The organism is Niveibacterium microcysteis, assembly GCF_017161445.1.
GTDB lineage: Bacteria > Pseudomonadota > Gammaproteobacteria > Burkholderiales > Rhodocyclaceae > Niveibacterium > Niveibacterium microcysteis.
The window spans coordinates 1211963-1228126 of the sequence record NZ_CP071060.1; the positions used below are offsets into that span (position 1 = coordinate 1211963).

A 16164-nucleotide genomic window follows, 5' to 3' on the forward strand; every position below is an offset into this window, starting at 1 on the left:
CAATGCCCGGCCGTTTTGCTTGATGCGTGCAGCTGTGTTACTTCGTGAGCACCGTCACTGCCGTGCCTTCGGCGACCACCGTGCCGCTCACCGTGCGTGGCGCAACCGAGGCGTCTGACTTTTCAGCCTTCACCGTCCATGTGCCGGCGGGCAGCGCGTGGGTGTAGTTGTCAGACGAGTTCTCGATCACGATGGTGTCGGTGACGCCGCAGCCGCTGATCGTGTTGACCACTACGCCGTAGCGCGGGCGCGTCGTCGTTACGCAGCTGCTGATCGCGTCCCACGAGGTGAGGCGCAGTGCCGGGGTGGCCTTGCGCAGGTTCACCATCTGCTTGTAGTAGGCGAACACGTCGGCGTTATCGACCTTCCACTGCCAGTTGATCTGGTTTACCGAGTCCGGCGACTTGTAGCTGTTCGCGTCGCCCCCCTTGGTGCGCAGCAGCTCTTCACCGCCGTGCAGGAAGGGGATGCCCTGTGCAGTGAGTACCACGCCGTTGGCGAAGTCCTGAATGCGGCGCAGGTAGCTCGCGTTGGTGACGCCGTTGAGCGTGCCCCATGCAAGGATCTTGTCGCGCAGCGTCAGGTTGTCGTGGGCGGAGACGTAGTTGATCGACTGCTCCGGGTCCATCGCGAACATCGGATCCCAGGTGTCGATCGTGATGTTGGCGTCCTTCGTCGCACGGATCGCGCCACGGCTACCGACCTGGATGCGCCAGGTGTCCGGGTTGGCGTTGAACGCGAAGCAATCGCCCGCGTTGCAGCCACCGTTGTCGTTCTGGCCCTTGATCGCTTCGCGGAACTTCGAATTGAACACGCCGACATGGCTGTTCCAGATGCGGCCGATCGTACCCAGGCGCACCCGCTGCGCTTCCTTCGTATCGGTGGCGTAGCCATTCCACGGCTCGCCGTAGATCAGCAGGTTGCGGTCCGGGAACTTGGTGTTCAGGTTGTCGGCCCACTTCTGCACTTCGGCGTAGCTGAAGATGCCGATCAGATCGAAGCGGAAGCCGTCGATGTTGTACTCGCGCGCCCAGTATTCGAGCGAATCCTGGATCATGCGGCTGACCATCGGCTGGTCTGCGTCGATCGAGTTGCCGGTACCCGAAAGGTCGGTCGCGGTGTAGTACTTGCTCGTGATCGGGTCGAACATCTCCTTCGCGAAGGTGTGGTTGTAGACCACGTCCATCACCACGCGAATGCCTGCCTTGTGGAAGGCGTCCACCATCTGCTTGAACTCTTTCGCCCGGTTCACGTAATCGAAGGGTGTCAGCGAATAGCGCTCTTCCGGCACGTTGTAGTTGCGCGGGTCGTAGCCCCAGTTGTAGCAGGCGGTGTCGGTGACCAGCGGGCAGGAGCCGAAGTCATACACCGGCATCAGTTGGACATGGGTGACGCCGAGTTCCTTCAGATGGTCGATGCCGGTCTTCACACCGCTGAAGGTGGTGCCCGCTTCGACCATGCCGAGGAACTTGCCCTTGTTGGTGGCCGATACGCCGGAGTTGGCGCTGATCGTGAAATCGCGGACATGCGTCTCGTAGATGATCGCGTCTTCACGATTGGTCAGCGCTGGCCGGGCGGCCCAGCTGGTGGCGAGCGCGCTGGTGCTCATGTCCATCACGATGTTGTTGTTCGTGTTGGGCTCGACCATCTTGCCGTAGGGGTCGCGCACCGAGACGCCGTTCACCAGGAAGGAATACTTCTTCAGGTGTTGGTTGCCGGCTACGGAGACCTGATAGACGTCGCTGTAGCCGTTGAAGTCGGCGACCCGTTTCATCGGGTAGCTGACGCCATCGAGTACCAGCTTTACATCGGTCTTGTCGGGCGACCAGAGCGAGAACACCGTCTTCGTCGCAGACCATTCGGCGCCGAGCGTCGTCGCTTCCGAGGCCGGCAGCGTGCCGCAGCTGGCCACCGGGGTGGCAGTGATGGCCTTGGTGTCGCTGTAGAAATCGATCGTGTAGCTCTTCGGGCTCGTCACGGCGTAGTCGGTGGCCGGGAAGGCCTGCGTCCAGTCGCCGTAGCGGTCGATCTTGAAGCGCGCGCCGCCGCCGCTGTCGCCGCCGGCGAAGTACTGGCAGGTCTGGTAGTGCGTGCCGCCCAGCGCCGTCATCTGGGTCTTGCCCCAGGCGTTCGCCGTGCCGCGGAAGTACCACTCCGGGGGCGCGGCGGGCGTGACCACCGCGAGGCTGCTGCTCCAGGGGGATACGTTACCGGCTGCGTCAAACGCCGCCACCGCGTAGCTGTAGGCGCTTGAAGCCGCTACGGTGGTGTCGGTGAACGATGGGGAGGTCGTGGTGCCGATCTGGGCGCCATTGCGGGCGACCTTGTAGCCGGTCACACCCACGTTATCGGTCGAGGCTGTCCAGCTCAGCACGACGCTGTTGTAGTTCACCGTGCTGCTGGTCGGCACCCCGGGCGTTGTCGGCGGCTGGGTATCCGGTGCACAGCTCGTCACGGGGGTAACGCTGATCGCGTGGGTGTCGCTGTAGAACTTGATCGTGTAGCTGGTGTTGGCCGACACGCCGTAGTCGGCGGACGGATAGGCCTCGGTCCACGTGCCGGTTCGGTCGATCTTGAAGCGCGGGCCGCCGTTGGCGTCGCCGGTCGTGAAGCTCTGGCAGGTCTGGTAGAGCGTACCGCCCATGGCGGTCATCGCGGTGGTGCCCCAGGCGTTGGGGGTGCCGCGGAAGTACCAGTCTGCGCTGGCTGCGAAAGGTGCTGCCGCAGCACTGAGCAGCAGCAACGTTCCAATGGGTCTCAACACAGTCATCTCCTCGTAGATGCGCCGCACCGGGTGGTGTGGCGTTCGCTGCGAACGCGGCGGCGCGGAACTTGGGGGGCGCCGCTGCGCGGGTGGGCGAAAAAAAAGCGGGGCGATCAAGTCGCCCCGCGTTTGCTGCTGAAACTGCTTTAGAACTTGAAGTTGCCGTCAGCGCGCGATGCGGTGCAGGGCGACACGGTCGTCGTCGTGAACTCGCGGTTGCCGCTGCTGGTGGTCTGGTTGCTTTCCCAGACGGTGGCGCCAGTGCTCGGGTTGTACTTCACGTACTTGTATTGCGTGGCGGCGCCGGCAGGCAGATTCACCGTGCCGGACCAGGTCGCGTTGGCACCCGTGCCCTGGATTGTCAGCGCGAAGGAGGATGCCGGCGACCAGTTGCCGATGGCAGTCTGGTTGCCAACGACATACAGGTTCTGGCCGACCACCGTGTTGGCGTTGGCGATGCTGAAGGTCACTGCCACCGAAGTGCAACCGGTGCCGCCATTCGGCGTGGTGACGGACAGCGCCGGCGAGCTGTAGGCCGACGTGTTACCCGCGGCGTCATACGCCTGCACCGCATAGGTGTAGGTGGTGTTGGCGACTGCAGTGTTGTCGGTGTAGCTGGTGCTCGTCGTGGTGCCCAGCGCGGTGCCGTTACGTGCGACGCGATAGCCGGTGACAGCCACGTTGTCGGTCGAAGCGGTCCAGGTCAGCGGCACGCTGGTCGCGGTGACGGTGCCCTTGGCGAGGTTGGTCGGCACCGTCGGCGCTTGCGTGTCGCCACCACCAGACTTCCACACGGCGTAGTTGGCGCCGGAGGCAACTTGCGTCCAGGTACCCGAAGGCGCCCAGCTGTTCGGGCCGATCTTCATCGCCAGCTGATAGTTCGTGCCAGTGATGATTGCCGCGTAGAGGCCGGTGACTGCCTGCTGGATCGAGACTGCGGAGGTCGAGGTGATACCGGCCGCCTTGCGTGCATCGATCAGGGCCTTGATGTCAGCCTTCAGGCCCCAGTTGTACACGTGCGGGTAGTACACCGTCGGCACGCCCGGGTGGGTCAGGATGTAGGCGTAGCCCTGCATCACCTTGTCGCACGGCACCGGCCAGTGGTTCTGGCCAACCGAGCACGATTCCGACGGGCCGGTATCGTGGTTGTCGACGAAGGTGATCATCTTCATCGGCCACCAGCCGATGCCGCCGGCCGGCTTGCTGCTGCTGTCCTTGAGGCGGTAGTACTCATTCGCCGACAGCGCCTGGTTCAGCAGGCCCTTGGTCGTGAAGTCGAATGCGCCGCACTTGCCGCTCGAACCGTCGACGTAGTTCATCAGCAGTTGGCGATGGGCATCGACGTTGTTGTAGTCGAGGTTGGTCCACACTTCGCCGACGCAGAAGTCAGCCGCCATTGCATCCTGGTACATGCCGGCGTAGCTGGCGCCGTAGCCCTTCGAATAGTCGAAGCGGATGCCGGTGAAGCCGGCGCCTTTGAGGCGCGACGACAGCCAGGCCTTGATGTCGTTCTGGACGAAGGTCTGCGTATGGTCGATATCGCGTGCGGCGGCGTAGCCGTCACCAGTGTCGGCATTGCCGCACTTGCCGGTCCACTCGTCACTATTGACGACGGCGCGGCAATCCCAGGTCGGGTTGGTGAAATCGGCCCACCCTGCGGTGCCGACACGATGGTTGATCACCACGTCAACAACGCTCTTGATGCCCTGTGCGTTCAGTGCCGAGGTCGCTGCGGTCAGCGCGGTCTCGGTGCCGTAGCTGGAGTTCAGCACGTTGAGCTGGCGCGGCAGATAGCCCTGCGTGGATGCCGCGTCCGAAGGTGGCGGGAACCAGACATGGGTAATCCCTAGCGCCTTCAGGTCGGCAGCCTTCGACTGCAGATCGGCATACCAGCTGCCGTTGGCGGAATTCCAGTGGAAACCCTGGAACAGGATCGCCGAGCTGGCCTTGTCCTGTTCGGTGGCGGCCTGTGCGGAGGAAAGGCAGGCCAATGCACTGCTGACTGCAAGCGCCGTGAGGGCGACGCGGTGATGCACCTTCATGGGTAAGTCTCCTTCGTGTGTGACAAGAGCCCGAACGTCATGCGTCTTGCGCGAGGCACAAGGTGCCGGGGGCGCGCGGCGGACGCTGACGTCGGCCTGGTATTGGGCTGCGCGACATTGGCGCAGCCTCGTTAATGCAAATCTCAATGGCCCGGGCAGGGCAGGCACTACACCCGGGCCGCGCCGCTTACTGCTTCCAGACGGCGTAGTTGGTGCCGGAGGTCAGCAGCGTCCAGCCCGTGCCGGGCGACCAGCTGTTCGGGCCGATCTTCATCGCGAGCTTGCCGGTGGTGCCGGTGATGATTGCGGCGTAGAGGCCGGTGGTGGCCTGCTGGATCGAGACGGCCGACGTCGACGTCACACCGGCGGCGGTGCGGGCCTGGATCAGCGACTTGATGCCGGCACGCAGGTTCCAGTTGTAGACGTGCGGGTAGTAGACCGTCGGGATGCCCGGGTGGGTCAGGATGTAGGCGTAACCCTGCATCACCGAACCGGCCGGAACCGGCCAGTGGTTTTGACCGGTGGTGCTGGTTTCCGAAGGGCCGGTGTCGTGGTTGTCCACGAAGGTCACGGACATCTGGCCCCACCAGCCGATCGCACCGGCCGGCTTGCCTGCGCTGTCCTTCAGGCGCCAGTAATCATTGTTGTTGAGCACCTGCACCAGCAGGCCGTGGGTGGTGAAGTCGAACGCCGCGCAGGTGTTGCCGGTGCCGTTGATGTAGTTCATCAACACTTGGCGATGCGCGTCGACGTTGTTGTAGTCCAGGTTGGTCCACACTTCGCCAACGCAGAAGTCGGGCGCGAAGGCGTCGTGATAGAGCTTGGCGTAGCTGGGGGCGTAGCCCTTCGAGTAGTCATAGCGAATACCGGTGAAGCCGTCGGCCTTCAGCTTGGCCATCCAGGCCTTGATGTCGGTCTGCACAAAAGCCTGGCTGTGGTCGACGTCGCGTGCGGATGCGTAGCCGTCACCCGAATCGGCGTTACCGCACTTGCCGGTCCACTCGTCGTTGTTGACGACCGCGCGGCAATCCCAGGTGGGGTTCGTGAAGTCGGCCCAGTTCGCCGTACCGACACGATGGTTGATCACGATGTCGGCGATCGATTTGATGCCCTGGCCTTTGAGTGCGTTGACGGCATTCTTCAGGTCGGTCTCGGTGCCGTACTTGTTGCTCAGGATGTTGAGCTGGCGCGGCAGGTAGCCGTTCGCGTCAGCCGAGTCCGATGCCGGCGGGAACCAGACGTGGGTGATGCCCAGGTCCTTGAGGTCGGCAGCTTTGCCGCCGAGCGTCTGCAGCCAGTTCGGGCCGGTGTAATTGGGGGAGTTCCAGTGAAAACCTTGCAGCAGGATTGCTTTGCTGGCGCCAGCCTGTTGGGTTGCGGCGGTGGCGGAAGAGGTGGCAAACGCACCGGCGAGCGCGAGCGCAACGCCCAGTACGCGGAATTGCTGTTGCATCCAAATCTCCTTTGGTGTCGATTGTTTCGACGGCAGCGGGCGGGCGTTGTCGCCTTGACCGCATGCACGCCTGTGGATTCGGGCTGTGCGGCATTGGCACAACCTCGTCATGCAACACTGCGGGCGAACCAAATCGCCTGCAGCGGGTCGGTTATTCAGGGTGTCGGTCTGGTGGCGGTGCGTGGCCCGGAATGGGCGGCACGGCCGAGCTGCACGGTTGCAGCAAGACGCTGATGGCGGGTGGGCTGATGCGACGGCCCATGGATGGCCGACTGCGTCGCGCGGTAACGCTCAAGCAACATTGATGACACTCCGACTTGTTGCCGGCCCTGTCTGGTATCCGCACTCACGTCGCGCAGCCGGGCTCTTGGAGCCTGACCCGTGTGTGCAAACAGGGCATCGGGTGACAGCCCTCACGGGAGCTGTCTTTATGGTCTCATTAGTAAATATCGTAAATCCGAAAAAAGCAAGTAAATTCCTTTGTCATATATGCTCACTTGTGGCGGCTTGGTTTGACGGGGCCGGTGTGCCAGCGCCTTTAAGGCAGCTAAGATCCGCCCTGGCTGTCAGTCGTTTGTCGCGCTAACGGAGACGCATGACCCTTATTTTCATGGCCCTGCTGCCCTGGTGTGCTGCACTGCTGGTGTCGCGTCTGCGCAACGGTGGCGCCGCCTTTGCACTGGCAGCTTCGTCCGCTGTGGCGCTGCTGGCCCTCTTGGCAAAGACAGCTCCGGGGGTGCTTTCCGGCGCCCCGCTCAAGGTGGCCATCGAGTGGCTGCCCGCACTGGGCGTATCGGCGACCTTGCGGCTCGACGCCCTGGCATGGCTTTTCGCTGCGCTGGTGTGTGGCATCGGCGCGCTGGTCATGCTCTACGCCCGCTACTACCTTGCCGGTGACACACGCCTGCCGCGGTTCTTCGCGTTGCTGTGCGCGTTCATGGGGGCGATGCTGGGCGTCGTCCTTGCTGGCGACCTTGTGTTGCTGGCGTTGTTTTGGGAACTGACCAGCGTAGCGTCGTTCCTGCTGATTGCCTTCAATGCGCCCGATCGCGGCGCGGTCCGGGGCGCGCGGGTTTCCCTGTCGGTCACGGCGCTTGGCGGCGTGGCGTTGATGGCCGGTGTCGTGCTGATCGGGCGTGTGGTCGGCAGCTACGACCTCGACATCGTGCTGCGCAGCGGCGAACTGTTGCGGGCCGATGCTGCCTATCCGTGGATCCTCACCTGTGTGCTGCTGGCCGCATTCACGAAATCGGCGCAGTTTCCATTCCAGTTCTGGCTGGCGCGCGCGATGGCGGCGCCGACGCCAGTCTCGGCTTATCTGCATTCGGCCACGCTCGTAAAGGCCGGGATCTTCCTGCTTTTGCGCTTCTATCCGGCGCTGGCCGGCACGGAGGCTTGGTTTTTCGCTGTGAGTACGGTTGGCGCGACCACCTTGTTGCTGGGCGGCGTGGCTGCTGTCTTCCAGCATGACCTGAAGGGTCTGCTGGCGTATTCGACGATCAGCCATCTCGGACTCATCACCTTGTTGATCGGTTTTTCGGCCGATACCGCGATCGTTGCGGCGGTGTTCCATGTGATCAACCACGCGACCTTCAAGGCCTCGCTGTTCATGGCCGCAGGCATCGTGGATCACGAGTGCGGCACGCGCGATCTGCGCAAAGTGAACGGCCTTTGGCGCTACATGCCGCTTACCGGCTCGCTGGCCATCGTCGCTGCGGCTGCCATGGCGGGCGTGCCTTTGCTCAACGGCTTCCTCTCGAAGGAGATGTTCTTTGGCGAGGCGTTGGCACTGGAAGGGCATGACCCCGTCGCCTTCTTCGCGCCACTGGCGGCGCTGCTGGCAGGGGCGGCCGGGGTGGCCTACTCATCTCGCTTCATCCACGATGTTTTCTTCAACGGCGAGCCGGTCGGCCTGCCGCGCACGCCGCACGAACCGCCGCTCTGGATGGCGCTGCCGGTCGCCATCCTCGTGGTGATCTGCGTCGCAGTCGGGTTTATGCCGCAACCCATCCTCGGCCAGCCGCTGGCTGCCGCCGCACGAGCTGCAATTGGTGGCTCGCTTCCCGAGTACTCGCTTGCGCTGTGGCATGGTTTCAACGCACCCCTGGCGATGAGCGCAGTGGCGCTGATTGCGGGCGTCGCGATCTACGCTGGCTTGATGCGTGGGCGCTGGTTGCATGGCCAGGCTAACCCGACGCCGACCGGTTACCTCGCTTTTGAGCGCACCTTGCTGGCGTTTGCGCGCAGTGGGCGGATGTTGGTGCGGCAAATGCGGGGCGACCGCCTGCGCCTGCAGATGGCCATCCTGGCGTTCGCCGCGGTGCTCGCGGCAGCTTTACCGCTGGTTTCAGGCGGTTTCGTTGCGCACTGGCCGGTCTTTTCCGGGGTGACCGTGACAGGCGCGTGGATGATCTGGACGGTCGGAATCGTTTTCGCCGTGGCTTCGGTGAGTACTCGAGTGCGGCCGGTCACGGTATTGCTGTTCTTGGGGGCGGTGGGCCTGGCTGTTGCGATTGCCTTTGCGGGCTTGTCGGCCCCTGATCTGGCGCTGACTCAATTGTTCGTTGAAGTCGCAACGGTGCTCTTGCTGCTGCTGGCTCTCGAACGCTTGCCGGTCGAGGCGCCAAGAGCGCGCCGACTCGCCGTCCGGTTGCGCTACATCGCGCTGGCCGCGGCAGGTGGCGGCGGCGCTGGCTGGCTGGCTTGGGAAGCGATGCAGCGCAAGCCCGAGGTCATATCCGACTATCACCTGACGCACGCCGTGAGCGGGGCTGGTGGCACCAACGCGGTCAACGTGATCATCGTTGACTTCCGCGGCTTCGACACCCTGGGTGAGATTACCGTTCTGGCCGCAGCGGCGCTGATCGTGTGGGCCTTCCTGGCTCGCGAGCGGGCGGGCGTGCTGGGGCGCTTCCGCGGCTCATTCATGTTGCCGCTTGCGGTGCGGTTGCTCATGCCCTGCGTGGGCCTTGTTGCCGCCTACCTGTACCTGCGGGGCCACAACCTGCCTGGCGGTGGCTTTGTGGCTGGTTTGCTGTTGGCCATCGGCTTGGTGCTTGAGGCGCTTGCGCTCGGAACCTGGCGCTCGCCGCACGCACGGCCGGTGCGCTGGTTGGCATCCGGTCTGGCGATCGCGGGGCTGACCGGTGCGGCGAGTTTGCTGGTGGGCTATCCCTTCCTCACCAGCGCCTTTGGCCACCCGGTGTTGCCTTGGGTGGGCGAGGTTCCGCTTGCAAGCGCGGCAGCCTTCGATCTGGGGGTCATGGCTGTGGTGGTCGGCGCCACGCTGATGTTGATCCTGGCCTTTGCCTTTGGCCGCAAGGAGTCCGCCCGATGACGCTTGAACTGATGCTTGCATCGGCAATCGCCGTGCTGGTCGCGTGCGCGCTGTATTGCCTGATGCGTGGCCGGGTGTTCGACATGATCGTGGGCATCACGCTGCTGTCCTACGGTGTGAACCTGTTCCTCTTTGCCATGGGGCGTCCGGCAGCCAACAAGCCGCCGATCGTGCCGGGACAGGGCGCCGTCACCCTGAGCGCGCATGTCGATCCGCTGCCACAGGCTTTGGTGCTGACAGCCATCGTGATCGGGTTTGCGATGACCGCGTTGGTCGTGGCGCTCGCCATCAAACGCGCGCGGCCAAGTGCCGACGCGGCGGAGGGCTGAGCCGGTGGCGTTTCTTTCCAGCGCCCATCTCACGATCGCGCCGGTCGCGTTGCCGCTGTTGTCGGCGATCCTGACACTCGCGCTGCCGCGTTTCGGCCGCACCTTGAGCCTGCTTGGTGCGCTGGCAACGCTCGCTGCCGCCATGGCACTCGTCACCCAGGCAGCATCCGGCAACGATGCGGTCTATCTGCTGGGCAACTGGCAAGCGCCATTCGGCATTGCGTTGCTCGCGGATCGGCTGAGCGCATGGGCCGTGCTGGCTACAGCGTGGGTGCTCTTTGGCGTGCTGGTGTTCATCGTCGGGGGAGACCAGGACCGCGCCGCGTTTACACACCCCTTGTTCCATGTGCTGTGGATGGGTGTCAACGGGGCTTTCCTGACTGCTGACGTCTTCAACCTCTTCGTGTTTTTCGAGGTCATGCTTGTTGGGTCGTACGGCTTAGCGCTGCTGGGTGCGGGGCCGCGCGAAGCGGGCGCGACCTTGCGTTACGTCGCGATCAATCTGGCCGGATCCGCGCTGTTCCTGATCGCTGCGGGCTTGCTCTACGGCGTTGCGGGGAGTTTGTCCTTTGCCGATCTAGCTCAGCGTTTGCCGGCGCTTGCGCCGGCCGACCAGCCGCTCGCGCGCGCCGGTGCGGGCCTGTTGGCGGTGGTATTTCTGCTCAAGGCCGCGGCGCTGCCGCTCAGCGCCTGGCTTCCGCAAACCTATGGCCGGATCTCGCCGGTATCGGCGGCGGCGTTTACCTTGCTGACCAAGCTCGGCGCCTATTCGCTACTTCGCATCACGTCGCTCTGGGGTCCGGCGCTTGACGACGGTAGCTTTTCGAACTGCGTGCTGCTCGCCGGTGTTGGCACGATGCTGTTGGCGGGTTTTGGGGCGCTTGCGAGCCTCTCGCTCACTCAAGTCGCTACATGGGGTGTCCTTGGGTCGAGTGGGTTCTTGCTGATTGTCTTCAACGTCGGATCCTTGCAAACGCTTGCGGCAGGGTTGATGTACTTGCCTGCGAGCGCGGCCAGTGCCAGTGCGTTGTACCTGGTGGCGGATCTGCACGCCCGCGGCCGTCTCGGCAACGCAAAACTCTGGTTGCTCGCTGCTGCCGTGTGCGCTGGTGGGCTGCCGCCGGCCGCGTCGTTCCTTGCAAAGATCCAGGCGCTGCATGGGTTGCTGGCGTCCTCCGCCTTCGCGTGGGTTGCGGTCGCGTTGCTGCTGGCCAGTCTCATGCTGGTGATCGGTTTTGCCCGCGCCGGCCTGAGGGCTGCAGGTGCGGTGGGCGGGCCGGCGCACTGCGTCGAACGTCTAGCCTTGCTCTGGCTGTGTGGCGGTGTGGTGGCGCTCACCGTCTTTGCTGCGCCGGTGCAGCGATATGCCTTGGCCGCGGCAGCGGGGCTTGCCAGCCCGAACGCCTATGTTCGCGCTGTGCTTGGTGCCCGCCCCGTCGGGGTGATGCCGTGACGGCCCGGCGCGTGTCGATCGCGTGGGTGATCGGCCTCTGGGCCGGCTGGCTGTTGCTGCAAGGCGACGCCTCCGTTGGCAACATGTTGCTCGGCCTTCCCTTGGCCTACCTGATTGCGTATTGGCTTGCCCCCAAGCGTGCGCTTCAATCGCGCATTCGGATCGTGCCCGTCATTCGGTTGATAGGTCGCGTGGCGTGGGACATTCCGGCGTCGAATCTCGCCGTGGCTTGGCTGGTCCTGACGCGCCCAGACCACCTGAAGCCCGCGTGGATCAGCGTGCCGCTCGCGTTGCCGGACGACGTGCGGGTGCAGGCATTGGCAGCGATCGTGTCGCTAACGCCGGGGACTTTGTCGGTCGACTACGATGCCAAGATGGCGCGGCTCCAGGTGCATGTGCTGGATACCGACGACGCAGAAGCCGTGGCTCAGACGATCAAGACGCGCTATGAATCCTTGCTGCTGGAGATCTACGCATGACCGCACAGGTTCTGCCGTTCGCCGCGCTTGCCTATCTGCTTGCCCTGCTGCTCTGCGGTGTCCGTCTTCTGCGCGGGCCTGCGGCACACGACCGCGTGTTGGCACTTGATACGCTTTACGTTGTGGCGCTGTCGCTGATTGCAGTGCTCGGCATGACTTCGGGCAATCCGTTCAATTTCGAGGGCATGCTCGCCATCGCAATGCTTGGCTTTGTCGGCACCGTGACGGCGGCCCGTTATCTGATTCGTTCGCGGGGAGGGCGCGATGCCGATCTGGGCTGATGCTATCGTCGCCGTGCTGTTGGTGGTGGGCGGCTTCGCTGCCTTGGTGGGGGCCTGGGGCCTCGTGCGGCTACCCGAGTTCATGCTGCGGCTGCATGCGCCGACGAAGGCGGCCACGCTTGGTGCCGGCTGCGCGTTGGCTGCGCTGGCAGTCCACTTTTACTTCCTTGATGGCCCGCTCAGCCTGCGCTACCTGATCCCGCTTGGCTTTGTCTTCATCACAGCGCCGGTCAGCGCTCACATGCTGGCGCGTGCGGCCTTGGCCGACGCCAGGCGCGACGACGCGTGACCGCCTAACGCCCCGCCGCGGCGTAAGCCCGCGCTATCGACGCGTCTACGACGTCATACAGCGGCCGCATCATCGGCTTCAAGTCGCGTTTGATTACGGCCGGCCGCAGGTATGACGGCACGCGTTTGCCGCGGTGTTCGATCGGTCCGCCGATCTGGCGGATATCGAAACCAATCCGCGCGAAGTGCATCGCCAGCCGAGGCTCGGTCAGCACGAACAAGTGGTCGATACCTTCCCGCAGCGAAATGACGACGCACGCGAGGTACAGACTCACCGGGATAAATGGGAAGCGAGGCGTTGCCCCGCCCGAGCGGAAGTCGTCGTCACTGATCGACACCGGCTTGTCCTGCTCATCTTTCCGGCGCCGGAAGTCGGAGACCACGGCCAATCTGGACACCTCGGCAATCGCCGAGCGGGGGAGTTCTGCCGGATCGATCACCGAGCGATCGAGCGTCGCCGCACAGTATTTCTCGAACGGGAGCGGCGCTGTCGGATCGTCCGGATTGGCCAGGATCATCCGAGTGCAGCCAACCGGCCGCGCATGCTCGCCGCGCGTCCGCAGTACGCAATGCAGGGACTGGGCGTCGTAGTCATCCGTCTCCTCACGGTTCGCCCGCTCGTCCTCGAAGTGCAGATCCTTGCAATACACCTCATGGCGAACGTAGAACGCCTCATGCCGAACCGCGTCGTCGAGCGCCGGAACGATCTCGAAATACTTGCTGAAGCTATCACCCAGATTGCCTGGAACCAGTTCGGCTGACATCTTTGTCTCCGTGCCTGCGGAAGCTCTGTTGTGCCAATCGCCGGGCGTATTGCCTTAATGCGCCGCTAACGTGAGGCTATGATGACGTGAGCGCCTATGTGCTTGCCGGCCTGTGCGGCTGATTACTTGAGGAGCGTCAGAAATGAATCAAAGTATGGCGTCAGGTTTTGATTACGACAACGCGTTCTCGCGCAACCTCGGCTGGACGACCGAAGCCGAGCAGGCTCGGTTGCGTGACGCGCGCGTTGCCGTCGCGGGTCTCGGAGGGGTCGGGGGCTTCCACGTCACGACGCTCGCGCGTCTTGGGGTCGGCAAGTTCTCGATCGCGGATTTCGACGCCTTCGACTACCCGAACTTCAACCGTCAAGCCGGTGCCATGGTCAGCACCGTTGGTAAGCAGAAGGCGGAAGTCATCACTGCGATGACCAAGGACATCAACCCTGAGGCTGACATCCGCGTGTTTCCGAAGGGCGTCGATGAGTCGAACATCGAGGCCTTTCTGGACGGCGCCTCGGTCTATGTTGATGGCCTCGACTTCTTTGCCTTCAAGGCTCGCCAGCTCGCTTTCGCGACCTGCCACCGGCTCGGCATACCGGCAGTGACTGCTGCTCCGCTCGGGATGGGAACCTCAGTGCTGGTCTTCTTGCCGGGCGGCATGAGTTTTGAGGACTATTTTGGCTTCGAGGGGCGATCCGACACTGAAAAGGCGCTTCGCTTCCTGGTTGGGCTTGCCCCTCGTCGTTTGCACAACGACTACCTGGTTGAGCCGAACCGAATCAGTCTCAAGGATCGCAAAGGGCCGTCCACCGTCATGGGTTGCATGCTGTGCGCTGGCGCCGCTGCAACCGAGACACTCAAGCTGATCCTCAATCGCGGCGGCGTCCGCGGCGCGCCGTGGGGTTATCACTTCGATGCCTACACCAACCGCTTGGTGCGCACCTGGCGACCCGGTGGGCATCGGAATCCCTTGCAGCGCATGGCGATCAGCATCGGCGCGCGCATGTTGGCCAAGTCCGCTTAGCCTGCGATCCGGTGGGTGTCGGCAGGCCTTACAGCCACCGGATTTGAAACTGAACGTGATCTGTCGTGCGCGGTTTTTGGGCTCTCTAAGTGTTTGATAAATCAAAGAATCGCAAGATCGGCTAAAACGTGGCACACCGGTTGCTTATAGCTATTCGACGGGCGAACTGGCCCCGATCGATAGAGATAACTGAAAGGAAGCAACCGTGAAACTGACTAAGCTCTCAAAGATTGCTGCGTCGTTGGTGCTCGTCGGTGCGGCTGCGCAAGCGGTCGCGGGTCCGGTGTACATCAACCGTGGTGCAAGCATCTTCGGTGACGGCAAAACCGGTGAAATCACTCAACTCGGTCTGACGGGTAGCCTTGCTACCTCGATCTACGAGCCGGTGGTTCCTGGCGGCCCGATTGGCCCCGGCGCCAAGATTTACGATACCAACATCAAGTCGATCCTGAATAACTTTGGCGTGATCGGCAACACCACGGGGGCGTCGATCAACGGCACTCCGGGCGTAAATATCAAGGATACCGCTTCGTCCGGTCAGCGCAATATTGACGCGCTCAATCCGCTCGATCCGCTGACGGATGATACCGAGGGCTTCAACACCCCGGGTGGTTGGGGCATGAGCTTCAACTACTACTTCACCGGCGGTATTAGCGCTGGCGGCACGCCGTATTTCAACGGCGGTTACTTCGACCTGTTTTATGTGAGCGGCGATGCCAACAACGGCAAGCAGCTTCTGCACATGAAGGTGAATGACTCCGATATCGCAGCTGCGAACTTGGATATCCTTGGTACCTTCACGTTTGATTTCAATGGTGACGGCGACATCACCGACGCGAACGAGACGGCTGATCCGTTCGTGGCTGGGTTCTGGAACGACATCCTGTCGGGCAAGACCTTTGCCGAAGTTGAAGGCGATAACGGAATTCTGTCGTGGTCGCTTGATACCAACGTCGATCCGCCGATCCCGACGCCGTCGCAACTTCGTGCCTTCGTCGGTGCCGATGGTAAAACCCGCTATGTTCGCCAGTCGCAACTCGACTCGTCGATCGACTTCGAAGTTCCGGAGCCGGGCACGCTGTCGCTGCTGGGTCTGAGCATGCTCGGACTGGCTGCCGGTGCACGTCGGAAGATGAAGTAACAAGTAGCTTCGCATCAAGCAAAGCGGAACGGCCCGAAAGGGCCGTTCCGCTTTTTTGCGGTCGACAAACCGAACCGTGTCATTTTTGGCGCATCCACTGGCGGGGCTCGCGTACCATCGTTCAGGCGTTTGCGTGTTTGTGCTCGTTCATTGGGGGGTCGTCATGGCTCGCGGTACTCTGGTCAAAGCGTCTTGGTTTGCATGTGTTGTGTCCGCTCTTGCATTGTTCGTTAGCGGGTGTGCTACTCAGTACCCGCCAGCGCCAAGCGGCGCTGTGGCGTCGGACTACAACTATCTGATCGGTGCTGGCGACATGCTGAGCGTTGTCGTGTGGCGCAACCCGGAGTTGTCGATGGGGGTTCCTGTTCGGCCCGATGGCAAGATCACGACCCCGCTGGTTGAGGATCTGCCTGCAATGGGAAAGGATCCCTCAACGCTCGCTCGTGACATCGAGAAGCAGCTAGCCAAATACATTCGGGATCCGATTGTCACCGTTGTGGTGACGGGTTTTGTCGGGCCCTACAGCGAACAGATCCGGGTTGTCGGCGAGGCCGCCAAGCCGCAGATCCTCCCCTACAAACAGAAGATGAGTCTTCTTGACGTCATGATCGCCGTGGGCGGTATCACTGACTTCGCGGACGGCAACAAGGCAAGCATTTTGCGCACTGCCGAAGGTGGCAAGCAGTACAGCGTTCGCTTGAAGGATCTGCTCAAGCGTGGCGACGTTTCCGCGAACGTGGATATGCGCCCGGGTGACGTTCTGATCATTCCCCAAGGTTGGTTCTAAGCACGTCTCGCCCACATTCGACAGG

Annotated in this window: 13 protein-coding genes; 9 read left to right on the plus strand and 4 right to left on the minus strand. The window is 63.0% G+C overall.

The genetic code is table 11. The features are described 5' to 3' along the window. Positions 1-37: 37 nt before the first annotated feature. The 3 genes from JY500_RS05635 to JY500_RS05645 form a co-directional block, all read right to left on the minus strand. Positions 38-2761, minus strand: coding sequence for an alpha-amylase family glycosyl hydrolase (locus tag JY500_RS05635; protein ID WP_206255412.1), 2724 nt, complete (start codon positions 2759-2761; stop codon positions 38-40). A 149-nt stretch (positions 2762-2910) separates the two neighbouring features. After that, the gene (locus JY500_RS22290; RefSeq protein WP_206255413.1) at positions 2911-4806 is read right to left on the minus strand and encodes a glucan 1,4-alpha-maltotetraohydrolase domain-containing protein; all 1896 of its coding nucleotides are present in this window, start codon (positions 4804-4806) and stop codon (positions 2911-2913) included. Between the two features lie 187 nt (positions 4807-4993). Next, positions 4994-6259 (minus strand): glucan 1,4-alpha-maltotetraohydrolase domain-containing protein, encoded by a 1266-nt coding sequence (locus tag JY500_RS05645; RefSeq protein ID WP_172204139.1) that lies wholly within the window; start codon positions 6257-6259, stop codon positions 4994-4996. A 595-nt stretch (positions 6260-6854) separates the two neighbouring features. Here JY500_RS05645 and JY500_RS05650 point away from each other — a divergent pair. Genes JY500_RS05650 through mnhG form a run of 6 tightly spaced genes read left to right on the plus strand, consistent with a single transcriptional unit; the run spans position 6855 to position 12427 of the window. Then, positions 6855-9596, plus strand: coding sequence for a monovalent cation/H+ antiporter subunit A (locus tag JY500_RS05650; protein ID WP_206255415.1), 2742 nt, complete (start codon positions 6855-6857; stop codon positions 9594-9596). Beyond that, positions 9593-9925, plus strand: coding sequence for a Na+/H+ antiporter subunit C (locus JY500_RS05655; RefSeq protein WP_172204135.1), 333 nt, complete (start codon positions 9593-9595; stop codon positions 9923-9925). Before JY500_RS05650 ends, JY500_RS05655 begins: the two co-directional genes overlap by 4 nt. 4 nt (positions 9926-9929) lie before the next feature. Continuing rightward, the gene (locus tag JY500_RS05660; protein WP_206255417.1) at positions 9930-11378 is read left to right on the plus strand and encodes a proton-conducting transporter transmembrane domain-containing protein; all 1449 of its coding nucleotides are present in this window, start codon (positions 9930-9932) and stop codon (positions 11376-11378) included. Next, on the plus strand, positions 11375-11857 hold the full coding sequence (locus JY500_RS05665; protein WP_206255419.1) for a Na+/H+ antiporter subunit E: 483 nt from the start codon (positions 11375-11377) through the stop codon (positions 11855-11857). Before JY500_RS05660 ends, JY500_RS05665 begins: the two co-directional genes overlap by 4 nt. Further along, positions 11854-12138 carry a monovalent cation/H+ antiporter complex subunit F gene (locus JY500_RS05670; protein WP_206255420.1) on the plus strand — a complete coding sequence of 95 codons (285 nt, stop codon included), beginning with the start codon at positions 11854-11856 and terminating at the stop codon, positions 12136-12138. Before JY500_RS05665 ends, JY500_RS05670 begins: the two co-directional genes overlap by 4 nt. Beyond that, complete coding sequence (gene mnhG / locus JY500_RS05675) at positions 12122-12427, plus strand: monovalent cation/H(+) antiporter subunit G (RefSeq protein ID WP_206255422.1); 306 nt, start codon at positions 12122-12124, stop codon at positions 12425-12427. The genes JY500_RS05670 and mnhG overlap by 17 nt, the downstream gene beginning before the upstream one ends. Before the next feature lie 4 nt (positions 12428-12431). On the opposite strand, the gene JY500_RS05680 is transcribed toward mnhG, so the two are convergent. Beyond that, entirely contained in the window at positions 12432-13190 is a 759-nt protein-coding gene (locus tag JY500_RS05680) for a PEP-CTERM/exosortase system-associated acyltransferase (RefSeq protein WP_172204117.1), read from the minus strand. Positions 13191-13344: 154 nt separating this feature from the next. On the opposite strand from JY500_RS05680, the gene JY500_RS05685 reads away from it, so the two are divergent. The 3 genes from JY500_RS05685 (at position 13345) to JY500_RS05695 (ending at position 16139) form a co-directional block, all read left to right on the plus strand. Then, positions 13345-14211, plus strand: a complete 867-nt coding sequence (locus JY500_RS05685; RefSeq protein ID WP_206256414.1) for a ThiF family adenylyltransferase — start codon at positions 13345-13347, stop codon at positions 14209-14211. A 205-nt stretch (positions 14212-14416) separates the two neighbouring features. After that, positions 14417-15352 carry a PEP-CTERM sorting domain-containing protein gene (locus JY500_RS05690; RefSeq protein ID WP_206255423.1) on the plus strand — a complete coding sequence of 312 codons (936 nt, stop codon included), beginning with the start codon at positions 14417-14419 and terminating at the stop codon, positions 15350-15352. Positions 15353-15515: 163 nt separating this feature from the next. Continuing rightward, positions 15516-16139 carry an XrtA/PEP-CTERM system exopolysaccharide export protein gene (locus tag JY500_RS05695; protein ID WP_172204115.1) on the plus strand — a complete coding sequence of 208 codons (624 nt, stop codon included), beginning with the start codon at positions 15516-15518 and terminating at the stop codon, positions 16137-16139. Positions 16140-16164 lie beyond the last annotated feature (25 nt).